This window comes from Granulicoccus phenolivorans DSM 17626 = NBRC 107789 = JCM 15570 (genome assembly GCF_000423085.1).
Classification (GTDB): Bacteria; Actinomycetota; Actinomycetes; order Propionibacteriales; family Propionibacteriaceae; genus Granulicoccus; species Granulicoccus phenolivorans.
Map to the genome: position 1 here is coordinate 46593 of NZ_AUHH01000002.1, position 13685 is coordinate 60277.

A 13685-nucleotide genomic window follows, 5' to 3' on the forward strand; every position below is an offset into this window, starting at 1 on the left:
CAGATCAGGAGAGTTACATGCCTCAGGGAACCGTCAAATGGTTCAGCCCCGAGAAGGGATTCGGCTTCATCGCCGTCGACGGGGGTGGCCAGAACGATGACGTGTTCGTCCATTACAAGGCCATCGACATGCCGGGATTCAAGACGCTCGAAGAAGGCCAGCGGGTCGAGTTCGAGACCGTCCAAGGCCACAAGGGCCCGCAGGCCGACAAGGTCCACACCATCTGATTCACCACTGACCACGGGTCCGTCCGACGGACCCCGCAACGCCCCGGGATTCGGCACCGTCGACCCGGGGCGCTGCGCATTCCGCACCGCCGGGACCGGCCGGATCGACCCGCCGCCGAAGTTTCCGCTCGGTAGCCGACTCCGGATTCAACACCGGAATCCCGGAGATTGTCCCCTAGCATGGGGGGATGACCACCGAGCCCGCCGCCGCAGTGACGCGCACCCAACGTATGCCCCGAGACCAGCGCCGTGCACAGTTGCTGGACATCGCCTCGGGAGTATTCGCGGACAAGGGCTACCACAACGCGGCGATGGACGAGATCGCCGAGGCGGCGGGGGTCAGCAAACCGGTGCTGTATCAGCACTTCCCCGGCAAGCTCGATCTGTATCTGGCCCTGGTTCAGCGCGCCTGCGTCGAACTGCTGCAGATGGTCGAGAACGCGCTGGGCTCCACCCACGACAACCACGACCGAGTTGTCGCGGTGGTCACCGGAGTGTTCAACTTCGTGGAGCACAACCGGGACGGCTTCCGGTTCATCTTCCAGTCCGATCTGACCGGGGAACCGCAGGTCCATGACCTGCTGTGGCAGGTCAACAACGACATGGCCTCCAGCATCGGCCGGGTGATCGCCGAGGACACCGGCCTGTCCCGCGATGAGGCCCAACTGCTGGGTGTGTCCCTGGTCGGTGTCGCCCAGGTGTCGGCCCGGCACTGGGCCGCGGAGGCGCGTACCGAAATGACCGAACAGCATGCCGCCGAGTTGGTTGCCACTCTGGTCTGGCGCGGAATCTCGGGATTCCCCCGACTCGAGGCCGAGGAGACCCCGCCTCTGCCCTGAGGTCCATGTCGACTGCACTGATCGGCGGGTAGAGTCGCGGAGGACCATGCAGTTCCACCGATGGGGATCACCATGACGCAGCAGAACCAACCGACCCAGCAGTTCGGCGCGGCTGCCGCGCAGCCTGCGCCCCTGGCTCCGCCCCAGGGCACCGAGAGTGTGCTGAATCTGGAAGCCCCCGCCGCACCGGCCCCGGTGACCGCCACCCAGGCGCCGAAAATGGCCCCGCCGGTGAAGCAGGAGCAGGTGCCGGTACTCGACCAGAAGGTCGACCTGTTCATGAATGCGCTCACCTCGGCGCAGGCCAAGTCGCCCGAGCTGGAGGCCCAGGCCACCGCCGTCCGCAACATGGGCGATGCCGATATCCGCAAGTCCGCCGAAACCTCGAACCGGCTGCTCCAGATGCCGATCAAGGCAATGAATGAGGGCGGGATCTCCAAGAAGTCCAACGTCGGCAACACACTGCTGGAACTGCGCCGCACCGTGGAGGACCTCGATCCCTCCCAGGCCAGCGGGTCGAAGAAGTTCCTCGGCATGATCCCGTTCGGGGACAAGGTCACCGACTACTTCCGCAAGTACCAGTCCGCCCAGTCGCACCTGAACGGCCTGCTGCACAGTCTGCAGAACGGCAAGGACGAACTGACCAAGGACAACATCGCGCTCAACATGGAGAAGCAGAACCTGTGGGCGTCGATGGGCCGGTTGAACCAATACATCTACATCGCCGAACACCTCGACGCCAAGCTTTCCGCCCAGATCCAGGAACTGCAGATCCTCGACCCGGACAAGGCCGATTCGCTGCAGAAGGACGTGCTGTTCTACGTCCGGCAGAAGCACCAGGACCTGCTCACCCAGCTCGCGGTCTCGATCCAGAGCTACCTGGCGATCGACATCATCATCAAGAACAACATCGAGTTGATCAAGGGCGTGGATCGGGCCTCCACCACCACGTTGTCGGCGCTGCGAACCGCCGTGATCGTGTCCCAGGCGCTGAACAACCAGCAGTTGGTGCTGAACCAGATCACCGCGCTCAACACCACCACGTCGAACCTGATCGAGTCGACCTCGGCGATGCTGAAGCAGAACTCCGCGGCGATCCAGCAAGGTGCGGCCGCGGCCACCATCGGGCTGCCGCAGTTGCAGGCGGCGTTCCAGAACATCTACGACACGATGGATTCGATCGACAACTTCCGGCTGCAGGCCCTGGACAACATGGCGCAGACCATCGGTGTCCTCGAGCACGAGGTCGACAAGTCCAAGGGCTACCTGAATCGGGTGTCCCAGCAGGACCAGCGGCTCCAGAGCGGGGCGCTGGGCTTCGACGACGGCAGCAACCCTGGCCGGCCCGGGCCCCAGAGCGGCTACCTGAACCCGAACGACCTGCGCTGACATGGGCTTTCTCGGCTGGCTGCGGGGCGGCCTCGACGACAAGCTGGAACCGCAGCAACCACCGCAGATGCTCGCCGGACCGGCCCCGAAGGTTCCCGACGAGGCCGACATCATGCGTGCCCTGGACCGCACCGAGCAGATGGCCGCCGAGGCCAAGCTGCACCCGGTGGTGATCGCCCGCGTCAAGCGGGTGACCCGGGCGGTCCGGGAGACCCTGCCCCGGGTCGGGGCGATGGGCGGCTCGGTCGATTCCTACTCGGTGATGGCGACCGCCACCGACTATCTGCCCGAGGCGCTCAGTTCCTACCTGCGACTGCCGCGGGACTGGGCCGACTCCCGTCCGCTGGTCGACGGCAAGACCTCGCTGATGCTGCTGATCGACCAGTTGGACCTGCTCGCGGCGACGATGGACAAGATTCTGGACGCCGTTGCCCGCCAGGACGCCAACGCACTGGTCGCCCACGGCCGCTTCCTGCAGGAGAAGTTCGGCTCCGGCGCCGCGGCCGGCGAACTGGAGCTGGGCACCACCGCCCTGCACGACCCCGCGCCCCCGTCCGCCGATCCGGCCGCCCCCGGATCCCCCGCCCCGCCGCGCAATCCCCTCGACCTGGAGTGATGATGTCGAACCCCACCGACCAGCCCAATCTGCCGGATTCGACCACCCCCCCGGATTCGACCAACCCGCCGGGGGCGAACAGTGGGCCCGATCTGAGCGACGCGCTCGACCGCCTGGCGGCCATCGGCGAGGCGGCCGGGATCGACCGGACCGCGGCTCGTGCCGAGGGAATGGCCCTGGCCGCTGCTGTGGCCGAGGCGAACAACCAGGCCTTCGTCGATTTCGCCGACGAGCTCGGCGAACAGCCCAGCGCGGTCCGGTTCATGGAACTCGCCCAGCACGGCCGCAAGTGGCGCAGTGCCCCGACCGCACTGCTCAGCGAACTCATCGCCACCAAACCGAACCAGGCCCCGGCGTACGCGAAGATGCTGGGCACCGTCGCGATGGCCGCCTGTACGCTCGGGCAGCCCGGGCCCCGCGCCGCCGGCAACGCGCAGGCCGCCGCCGCCGCCCAACAGTCGGCCCTGCCGCACCGTCCGCGTCCGCGTCCGGCCGAGCAAACGCCGCCGATCGCGCCGGGGCAGCCCACTCCCGGTTCGGTCACGCCGGGGCAGGTCCCTCCCGGTCCGGCCGCGCCGGGTGCCGAACCGCCCCAGTCGGACTTCGCCCCCTCGCCGTTCGCCCCGTCCGACCCCGGAACCACCTCGGCGCAGGAGTTCGCCCGCACTGCCCCCGCGGTGCTCAACCAGGTGCTGGGCAAGCTGAACTCCTCGATCCGGCGTCAGCGCGAGGACCTGGCGCAGCAGCGCTCCCCGCTGGACCTGGACCCCGGCCTGCCGCTGGGTCCCGGTGCCTTCGGCGGCCTTCCCGGTTCGGCCTTCCCGACACCGAATCTGACGCCGACCCCGGACCCCTTCCCCGACTTCTCCGGCGTCACCGGGCAGCCGACGGCCCCCGACCAGCCCGCCCCCGCGGCGACCGCCTCGGCCGACCAGGCTGCGGCCGAGCCGGAACCCGAACCGGAGGAGGAACGCTCCCTGGAGGATTTGCTGGCCGAACTGGACGGCCTGACCGGCCTGGCCACGGTGAAGGAGGAGATCCACCGCCAGTCCGCCCTGCTCCGCGTCGAGGCGATGCGGATCAAGGCCGGGCTGAAGTCGCCCACGGTGACCCGCCACCTGGTGTTCGTCGGCAATCCCGGGACCGGCAAGACCACGGTGGCCCGTCTGGTCGCCGGCATCTACCGAGCCCTGGGCCTGCTCTCCAAGGGCCAGTTGATCGAGGTGGATCGCTCCGAACTGGTCGCCGGCTATCTCGGCCAGACCGCGCTGAAAACCGCGGAGGTGGTGAAGTCCGCCGAGGGCGGTGTGCTGTTCATCGACGAGGCGTACGCCCTGTCGGGTGACCAGTACGGCACCGAGGCCATCAACACCCTGGTCAAGGAGATGGAGGACAAGCGCGACGATCTGGTCGTGATCGTGGCCGGCTATCCGGTGCCGATGGCGGTGTTCATCGCCGAGAACCCGGGCCTGACCAGTCGCTTCCGGACCACGATCGACTTCGCCGACTACACCGACGACGAACTGGTCTCGATCTTCACCGGCATGGTGTCCGGCGCCGACTACGACGCCCCCGAGGAGACGGTGCAGACCTTCCGCGACCTGCTCGCCGAGCAGGTCCGGGACTCGACCTTCGGCAACGGCCGCTTCGCCCGCAACTGCATGGAGGCTGCCGTCGGCGCCCATGCCTGGCGGCTGCGCGAGGTGGCCGAGCCCACCCTGGAACAGTTGCGCACCCTGCTGCCGGAAGACCTCCGGCCGGCCGAGGAGGAGGCCGAGGAACTGCCCGACCTGTCCGAGCAGCAACCCAAGCAGGGTCCGCTCGAGGCCCCGGAGGAACTGCCCGAGGAGACCGTGGTCGACTTCGGTCCCGACGCCGCACCGGACTCCGCCCGGACGGTCCAGGAGGAACAGTGAGCTCGACCGGCGGCGCGGCTGCCCAGCCGGCCCCCACCCGTACCGCCGCGCCGGCCCCGCACCCGGCGGCCGGCACCGGTACGCCGCGCGCCGGCGGTCTGGCCCGCCCCGGTGCGCGTACGCCGGCACCCCGCCCCACGAAGGCGGCTCCGGCGGAGAAATCCCGGATGTCGACGCCACAGTGGCTGCGCGCCCTGCTCGGGCTGATCGCGGTCATTTCCCTGCTCAGCGGCACCGTGTTCGGCGTGGGCCTGTGGTCGGAGGGCAACCGCACCGGGGCGGCGGTGCACGACTCCGAACAGTTGCGCCGGGTCCAGGCGATCCAGACCAGCCTGCTGTCGGCCGATGCCGCGGCGACCTCCGGGATGATCGGCCAGGACTCCCAGCAACAGGCTTTCCGGGACCGGATCCGCGAGGCCAGCGCGCTGATCGTGGAGGCCTCGGTCGCCCAACCCGACGACAAGGCCGCCCTGGCCCAGCTCAACGGGATCATGCTGGACTATGCCGGTCAGGTCCAGGCCGCCGAGGCGTACGCCGCCGGGAACAACGCCCTGGGCAGCGGACAGATGTCGGCGGCCAGCAGCACCCTGCGGGAACAGGCGATCCCGGTCCTGGACCAGCTGGTGAATGCCAACCAGCAACGGGTCACCGACGCGACCCGCAGCCCCTCCCTGCTGGTGCTCGGCCTGGCCGTGGCCGCGAATCTGGTGGTGATCACGTTCGCGATGATCCGGATCGCCCGGCATTTCCGTCGGGTGGTCAACGTCGGGCTGATCCTGGCCGCACTCTGCTCGGTGCTCGCCTTCTCCGCCGGTGCGGCGGCGATCAACAACTTCTCCAGCACCCTGACCCAGGTCAACCAGACCAGCCTGGCGACCGCCCGCTGGACCGCGGCCGCGCGGGTCCACGCCTACGATGCCCAGGCCTCGCAGAACCTGGCGCTGATCGAGGAGGGTCGGGCCGCCGACCTGGAGCAGCGTTGGTCCACCGAATCGGCTGCCGCCCGGGATGCGCTCGGCCAGATCCCCGACCCGACGGTGCGCCAGGACCTGCTGAACCGCTGGGGCGCCTATGAGAACAGCCACGAGCAGGTCCGGCGGTTGATCCAGCAGGGCAAGGTCCAGGAGGCCCGGACCGCCGCCACCGCGAACTCCGCCGACGCGCCGGGGGAAACGTTCCGGGCCTTCGACCAGGCAGTCTCGGAGACGATGAACTCCCGTGCCCAGGAAGCGACCAACGCTCTGGGCAGCGCGCAGCCCTGGCTCTACGGCGGCGCCATCCTCGGGGTGGCGTTCAGCCTCACCGCGATCGTGTTCGCCGCCTCCGGGATCAACTCGCGGCTGCGGGAGTACGCATGAGTTGCGCCACTGCCACCGGCGCCGGCACCGCGACCGTGCTGGCCGTGGCGGCCCTGCTCGCCCTGAACGGCTGTGCCCGGCCGCAGAGCCCCGGCGAGCCCGGGACCGCGACCCCGGCCGTGACCGAGCCGGCAGCGGTCGGTGCCCCGGACCGGGCCTGCCCCGACCAACTGGCCACCTATCCCCCGGCGCCGGCCGACCAGCGCATCGGGCTGCGTCCGTTCCGGGCGCCGCTGCGGGTTGCGGTCTCCGACGATGCCCCCGGACTGGCCTCGGCCGATCTGAAGTCCGGTCGCCTGGAGGGACTGGAGATCGACCTGGCCCGGGCCCTGGCCGAGGAGTTCACCCCGGGCACCGCGCCCGACCTGCGGGTCCGCGATGAACAGACCGCGATCGCCGAACTCACCGACGGCAAGGTCGACCTGGTGATCCGTCAGCTGGCGATCACCTGCCGCCCCGACCGCGGCGCCCCGGAGTTCTCCGCACCGTACCTGCAGACGCCGATCACGATTCTCAGCCGGGACGCGCAACTGGGCACCGCGGCCGATCTGTCGGGCCGCCGGGTCTGCGCGGTCAACCACAGCACCGCGATGACGCAGGTGCTCCGGGCCGGGGCCCGGGCCGTCCCCGCCGAGTCGCTGTCGGCGTGTCTGCTGCGCCAGCAGCAGGGTACGGTCGACGCCGTGGTCGGGGAACATGCGGTGCTGGCGGCCTTCGCTGCACTCGATCACCGCAGCCGACTCGGCTCGGAGAAGCTGGGGACCACCTATTTCGGTGTCGCCGCCGCGTCGGGTGGGGTGAATCAGATCCGGCTGACCAATCTGGTGCTCCAGGAGCGGTCCAACTCGGGAACCTGGGCCGACTCCTACAATCGCTGGGTTCGTCCGTACGCCGGTTCCGGCTCGGCACCGCAACCGAACTACGGGAGAAAACCATGACCGCCGTCGCACCCCAGGCTCCCGGGCGTCTCGGCGTACCGATCGATCCGAGCCAGGCGCTGCGCTACCTGCAGGCCCTCAAGGAGTGGCTGGTGACCCGGCGCAAGGAACTGGACGCGCTGGATGCCGCGATCGTCGCGTCCCCGCACCGGGCCCAGCTGACCCGGGACATGATGCTGTCGATGGCGCTGTGGAAGGCCTGCTCGGACCGGTACGAGCTGCTCCTGGTGACCTTCGATTCCGGCCGGGTCGGGCCGGCCGAACAGGAGCGGTTGTCCTCCCTGATCTGGGGACGCCTGGACGCCACCCTGGATCCGTCCCTGGTGGCCCGGGCGGCCGGTCAGCGCGACCCGAAGGCCGCGGACTCCGCCGGGTCCGGGTTCGCCGTCTCGCTGCCGGAGGCATGTCGACTCTCCGACGCGATGTGCGGCCAGTTGCGGACCCGCCTGGCCCTGGAACCCGACGCGGATCGGATGGCCGGTCGGATCAAGGCGTTGCGGGCCCAGATCGACCGGCTCCGCGACCAGGTGGCCCTGGAACCGGCCAGCCGCCAGGCCGAACCGCGGGCCCAGTTGGACTCGTTGATCACCCGGACCGAGGCGATCACCCAGCGGCACAGCCGCGGTGGCGACGTCGGCGGGCTGATCGGGCCGGTCGAGATCGAGGCCGCGACAATGGAGCGGGACCTGATCAAGGGCGGTGTCCTGCGTCGGGAGGCGATCGGCCTGTCCGCCCGGGCCCGGGAGCAGCGCGCGGACCTGGAAGCCCGCGAGGCGGCCCTGCGCCAACTCGTGCGGCGCACCGTGGACAGTGTGGCGCCCGCCCCGAAGTACGCCGTGCCCGACGTGAGCGCCCTCGGCGAGGTGCCCGACACCAAACCGGACCTGGACACCTATCTGGACCGGCTCGCGCAGGTGTCGCAGGCGATGCAGGTGGTCCAGGACGCCTACTCGCAGGCCCTCTACGAACGGGAACGGGTGACCGCCCGGCTGACCGGCCAACAGGATCGCGCCCGCACCCTCGGGGTCGCCGAGGACGCGGACCTGACGGCGATCACCACCTTGGCGCAGCGGGTGCTGGAGCGCCGGCCGACTCCGCTGCCGCTGGTCAAGAGCCTGCTGGAGGCCCACGAGGTCTGCATCGACTGGCTGCAGATCCGCACCGGTACGCAGCCTCCCGCGCCGACCGCCGCTGACAGCACACCCGGGGCGACCGCCGCTGACAGCACACCCGGGGCGAGTGCCGCCGCCGACACCGCCGCGGCGGCCAACGCGGCCAACGCGGCCGAGGCGGCCGAGGCGACCGAGCCGGCCGAGACCCCTGAGGCTGCTGAACCGATCATCTCGGCGAAACAATTCTCCCAACGGAGTACCGAGTCATGAACCCGATCCGCTGCACCCAGCCGGGTTGCTCCGGCACCATCGTCGACGGCTATTGCGACGTCTGCGGCATGCCGCCCAGCATCGGCGCCACCCCGGCGCCGGCTCCGACGCAGTCTCCGGCCACCGGGCCCGGCCCGCGCTCCGGCTACCTGCCCAGCAATCCGGTCCCGGCGGGCCGGGCATCGACCTCACCGGTCTCGGCCTCGGCACCCCCGGCCGCCACCGCGCCCGCCGCGCCCACGGTTCCTGCTGCCTCGTCATCCGCGGCGCCCGGTACGGCGCAGGTGGTCGAGCGCCGGGTCGATCCGGCCTCGCTGAACAAGCGCGAGGGCGGCCGGCCCGGTGCGGCGACCGGCCGCTGCCCGATGCCGGGCTGTGGCGGAGAGATTCGCGACGGGTACTGCGACATCTGCGGTTCCCCGCCCGACGCCGCACCCCCGCCGGTCGGCGACGACGCGGCCCAGGCAACTCCCGGCCTGGCCGGCGGTTCGCTGGAACTCGGCGTGACCGCGCTCGGCTCGGCGCGTACCGCGGGCACCGGGATCACCCGCCGCACCGGGCGCTCGCAGCGGATGCGGACCGCGCAGATCGGGGCCGGACTCACCCGGGTCCCGCCGGCACCGGCGGTCGATCCGGAGAAGGCCATCATGACCGACCCGGTCGTCCCGGAGAACAAGCGGTCCTGCCCCAGTTGCGGCGCCCCGGTCGGCCGATCCCGGGACGGGCGCCCCGGGCGTACGTCCGGATTCTGCGCGAACTGTCGCAACCCGTTCTCCTTCGATCCGAAGCTGCATCCCGGCGACATCATCGCCAACCAGTACGAGGTGGCCGGCTGCCTGGCCCACGGCGGACTGGGCTGGATCTACCTCGCCCGGGACAAGAACGTCTCCGATCGTTGGGTAGTGCTCAAGGGCCTGCTGAACGCCGGGGACGCCGACGCGGTGGCCTCCGCGGTCGCCGAGCAGCGCTTCCTGGCCCAGGTCGAGCATCCGCTGATCGTGGAGATCTACAACTTCGTCAGCCACGAGGGTGCCGGCTACATCGTGATGGAGTACGTCGGCGGCCGGTCGCTGAAGCAGTTGTTGCAGGAGCGGATGAACGCCAATGGCGGGGAGTACGATCCGCTCCCGGTCGACCAGGCCCTGGCGTACGTCCTGGAGATCCTGCCGGCCTTCCAGTACCTGCACGATTCGGGTCTGATCTACTGCGATTTCAAGCCCGACAACCTGATTCAGGTCGGCGACTCGGTGAAGCTGATCGACATGGGTGGGGTCCGCCGCATCGATGACGAGGAGTCGGCGATCTACGGCACCGTCGGCTATCAGGCCCCCGAGGTCGCCCGGGTGGGGCCGTCGGTGGAGTCGGACATTTTCACCATCGGGCGCACCCTGATGGTGCTGTGCTCGGAGTTCCGCGGGTATCAGGGGACGTATCAGTACACCTTCCCCGACGTCGAGGACACGCCCCTGTTCCAGGAGAACGACTCGCTGTACCGGCTGCTGCTGCGCTGCTGTGCGCCCGAGCCGGCCGACCGATTCTCCTCGGTCGACGAGTTGCGCTCCCAGATGCTCGGGGTGCTCCGCGAGACCGTCGCCAAGCGCACCCGGGGCACCGCGCTGACCTCGGCGGCCAGCGAGCTGTTCCAGCCGCCGGTGGTGCTCGGGGACTCGCTGGACTGGCACCAGCTCCCGCAGTTGCGCCCCGACAACACCGACCCCCAGCACGGCTGGCTGTCCAACATCGACATCGAGGATCCGGTCGAGCGGCTGGCCGCGCTGGATGCCGCCCCGGAACGGTCCCCGGAGGTCCAGTTGTTCCGGGCACGGGCCGCCCTGGAGATCGGCGACCTGAACCTGCTGACCTCGATCGTGAACGCGATGCTGGTCCACGACCCCTGGGAATGGCAGGCGCTGTGGATGTCGGGGCTCGGCTCGATGAAATCCGAACGCTGGCAGGAGGCACAGACCGCGTTCAACGCCGTCTACGGGCAGGTGCCCGGGGAACTCGCCCCGAAGCTGGCGCTGGCGATCACCTGCGAGCGGGGCGACCAGCCGGAGGTGGCCGAGGCGCTGTATCTGACCTGTGTCTCCACCGATGCGAACTACGTCACCCCGTCGGCCTTCGGGCTGGCCCGGATCCGGGCCGCCCGCAATGATCTGGCCGCCGCGGTGGAGAGCCTCGACATGGTGCCGGTGACCAACCGGTGGTACGCCGAGTCCCGGCGGTTGCGGGCCCAGCATCTGGTCGCGATGGGCAAGGGACTGCCCGAACTGGCCACCGCGATGGATTCGGTGCGCGGCGTCCGGATGGACGACCACGTGCGGCTGCAGTTCACGGTGGAGATTCTGGAGCGCAGCCTGCGCGAGGTCTATCGGCACGGCCCGCAGCGCCGGGTGCTGATCGGCGACCTGCCGGCGACCGAGGAGCACCTGCGCAGGGGCCTGGAGCAGGCCTACCGTGGGCTCGCCCATCATGAACCCGCCCATCGTGACGAACTGGTGGACCTGGCCAACCGGATGCGGAAATGGAGCCTGACATGACCGACGATCTGACCCACCGTCGACCGACCATGATCCGGTGCCAGTCCTGCGGCGAGGATGTGGCGGGCTTCGAGGCGTACTGCGAGGGGTGTGGCGCCGAGTTGACCCCGATCATGCTGGCGCCGCCGGAGTACGAGGAGGCCGACAGCCCGCTGGAGCCCACCCGCGCGGTGAGTACGCCGGCCCCGACCCGGCCCCGCTGTCGGGAATGTGGTGGCGCCATCGATGACGACGGCTACTGCGAGGTGTGCGGCACCAAGGCGGCCAGCGACCGGGACCACTACGAAGAGGCCCCGGCGCCGTGGGTGGCCGGCTCCTGCGATCGCGGGATCCGGCACCGGCGCAATGAGGATGCGCTGGCCCTGTCGGCCGCGGTCGTCCCCGGCTCCCGGGCGGTCCTGGTGGTCTGTGACGGGGTCTCCACCTCCGATGACTCCGATGTCGCCTCGCTGGCGGCCGCCCGCGCGGCCCGGGACCTGCTCACCGAACGGCAGCCGCAGGGGATCGCCGATCCGGCCGGCCGCGACCGGGCCCTGCGCGAGGCGCTGACCGAGGCCGTCCGGGTCGCCAACGAGTCGGTGATCGCGGTGACCGCGGCCGAGACCCGGAATGCGGCCTCGTGCACCTTTGCTGCCGCGGTGGTGCACGAGGGTCGGGTGATCTGTGCGAATGTGGGCGACTCGCGGGTCTACTGGATCAGTGACCATGGCTCCTCGCAGTTGCTCAGCCGTGACGATTCGGTGGCGCAGATGCACATCGAGTTGGGCCTGTCCCGCGAGGAGGCCGAGTCGAGCCCGCACGCGCACGCGATCACCAAGTGGCTGGGCCGCGACGCGCCGGACCTGGCGCCCACCCTGCGGTCGCTGGAGGTGACCGAGTCCGGGTGGCTGGTGGTCTGCTCCGACGGATTGTGGAACTACGCCTCCGAGCCCGAGGACCTGGAGCGGGTGTTCGCCGAATCGCTGCTGCGGCGTACGCCGGGGGCCGACCCGCTGATCCTGGCGGATACGCTGGTGCGCTGGGCCTGTACGCAGGGCGGCCGGGACAACATCACCGTCGCACTGGCCCGGTTCGGAGACCCGCTGGACCTGAGCGTCCTCGCCGGCTGACTCGGGGAGGGCTACGGTGTCGGCCCGGTACATGGTTGACTGGAGGGCGCCGTCGGCCCCTCGGCGGCGGTGAGTGTAGGAGGAGTAGCCAGATGGCTGAGTTCACATCCGCGGTGTATCAGAACGAGTTTCTGCCGGATGGGGGCACCGACGTCAATGCCATCGTGACGGTGACCTGCACCAATGCGGGCATGGCCGGGTCCAACGGCGGGAATGTCGGGGAGATCATCATCGTCGACACCTCCGGCTCGATGGGCGAGACCAACATGGAAGCGGCGAAGAACGCCGCCATCGTCGCGCTGGATCACATCGTCGACGGCACCTGGTTCGCCGTGGTGGCCGGCAACCATCAGGCCTACCTGGCCTATCCGATGGCCCGCGGCGGAGCGGGCATGGTCCGGATGGACGCAAATACCCGGTTCCAGGCCGCCCAGGCGATCCGCTACTTCCACGCCGACGGCGGCACCGCGATCGGTTCCTGGCTGAATCTGACCCGGGCGTTGTTCCAGTCGGTGCCCGGCCTCACCCAGAAGCACGCGATCCTGCTCACCGACGGGGAGAACCACAACGAGACCCCGCAGCAGCTCGATGCCGCGATCCGGGCCTCGATCGGCCAGTTCCAGTGCGACACCCGGGGCATCGGGATCGACTGGAAGGTCAACGAGATCCGCAAGGTCGCCCAGGCTCTGCTGGGCACCGTGGACATCATTCCGCACTCCTCGGAGTTGCCTGCCGCGTTCGCGACGCTGATGCAGCGCTCGATGTCGCGGGGGGTCTCCGCGGCCGAACTACGGGTCTGGGTGCCCCAGGGTGCGGAGATTCTGTTCGTCCGGCAGGTCTCCCCGACCGTGGAGGACCTCACCGCGCGCTCCACCCAGGTGAACGCGCTGACCACCGCCTATCCGACCGGCGCGTGGACCGATGAGTCGCGGGACTACCACGTGTCGGTGCGCCTGCCGGCCCGCGGGGTGGGCCAGGAGCAGCTGGCTGCCCGGGTCCAGTTGGCCGTCGCCGGCCAGGTGGTCACCCAGGGTCTGGTGAAGGCCAAGTGGTCCAGCGATGACACCCTGACCACCCGGATCAACCCCGCCGTCGCGCACTACACCGGACAGACCGAGTTGGCCGATGCCATTCAGCAGGGCCTGGCGGCCAAGGCCTCCGGCGACGACCGGACCGCCACGGTGAAGCTCGGCCGAGCGGTGCAACTGGCCAAGGAGACCGGAAACGACGAAGCCACCGCGAAACTGCGGAAAGTCGTCGACGTCACCGACGAGGATGCCGGTACCGTTCGATTGAAGAAGTCGGTCGACAGGGCCGATGAGATGGCGCTGGACACTGCGTCGACGAAGACCACCCGGATTCGAGGTTGAG

Annotated in this window: 11 protein-coding genes; all 11 read left to right on the forward strand. The window is 69.8% G+C overall.

Annotated features, from left to right (window positions below):
- Nucleotides 1-17: 17 nt before the first annotated feature.
- Nucleotides 18-227 carry a cold-shock protein gene (locus tag G531_RS0101605; protein WP_026925917.1) on the forward strand — a complete coding sequence of 70 codons (210 nt, stop codon included), beginning with the start codon at nt 18-20 and terminating at the stop codon, nt 225-227.
- A 188-nt stretch (nt 228-415) separates the two neighbouring features.
- Nucleotides 416-1066, forward strand: coding sequence for a TetR/AcrR family transcriptional regulator (locus G531_RS0101610; RefSeq protein ID WP_026925918.1), 651 nt, complete (start codon nt 416-418; stop codon nt 1064-1066).
- Nucleotides 1067-1138: 72 nt separating this feature from the next.
- Nucleotides 1139-2455 carry a toxic anion resistance protein gene (locus G531_RS19670; RefSeq protein ID WP_051214933.1) on the forward strand — a complete coding sequence of 439 codons (1317 nt, stop codon included), beginning with the start codon at nt 1139-1141 and terminating at the stop codon, nt 2453-2455.
- A 1-nt stretch (nt 2456) separates the two neighbouring features.
- On the forward strand, nt 2457-3071 hold the full coding sequence (locus G531_RS19675) for a hypothetical protein (protein WP_211221745.1): 615 nt from the start codon (nt 2457-2459) through the stop codon (nt 3069-3071).
- Nucleotides 3072-3073: 2 nt separating this feature from the next.
- Nucleotides 3074-4987, forward strand: a complete 1914-nt coding sequence (locus G531_RS19680; RefSeq protein WP_051214896.1) for an AAA family ATPase — start codon at nt 3074-3076, stop codon at nt 4985-4987.
- On the forward strand, nt 4984-6345 hold the full coding sequence (locus G531_RS0101630) for a hypothetical protein (RefSeq protein WP_026925919.1): 1362 nt from the start codon (nt 4984-4986) through the stop codon (nt 6343-6345). Before G531_RS19680 ends, G531_RS0101630 begins: the two co-directional genes overlap by 4 nt.
- Nucleotides 6342-7283: a transporter substrate-binding domain-containing protein gene (locus tag G531_RS24210; protein ID WP_051214897.1), complete on the forward strand. Its 942-nt coding sequence runs from the start codon at nt 6342-6344 to the stop codon at nt 7281-7283. The genes G531_RS0101630 and G531_RS24210 overlap by 4 nt, the downstream gene beginning before the upstream one ends.
- Nucleotides 7280-8665, forward strand: a complete 1386-nt coding sequence (locus G531_RS19690; protein ID WP_051214898.1) for a hypothetical protein — start codon at nt 7280-7282, stop codon at nt 8663-8665. The genes G531_RS24210 and G531_RS19690 overlap by 4 nt, the downstream gene beginning before the upstream one ends.
- The gene (locus tag G531_RS0101645; protein WP_051214899.1) at nt 8662-11205 is read left to right on the forward strand and encodes a serine/threonine-protein kinase; all 2544 of its coding nucleotides are present in this window, start codon (nt 8662-8664) and stop codon (nt 11203-11205) included. The genes G531_RS19690 and G531_RS0101645 overlap by 4 nt, the downstream gene beginning before the upstream one ends.
- Nucleotides 11202-12314, forward strand: coding sequence for a PP2C family protein-serine/threonine phosphatase (locus tag G531_RS19695; RefSeq protein WP_051214900.1), 1113 nt, complete (start codon nt 11202-11204; stop codon nt 12312-12314). Before G531_RS0101645 ends, G531_RS19695 begins: the two co-directional genes overlap by 4 nt.
- A gap of 92 nt (nt 12315-12406) precedes the next feature.
- The gene (locus G531_RS0101655) at nt 12407-13684 is read left to right on the forward strand and encodes a vWA domain-containing protein (protein WP_026925921.1); all 1278 of its coding nucleotides are present in this window, start codon (nt 12407-12409) and stop codon (nt 13682-13684) included.
- Nucleotide 13685 lies beyond the last annotated feature (1 nt).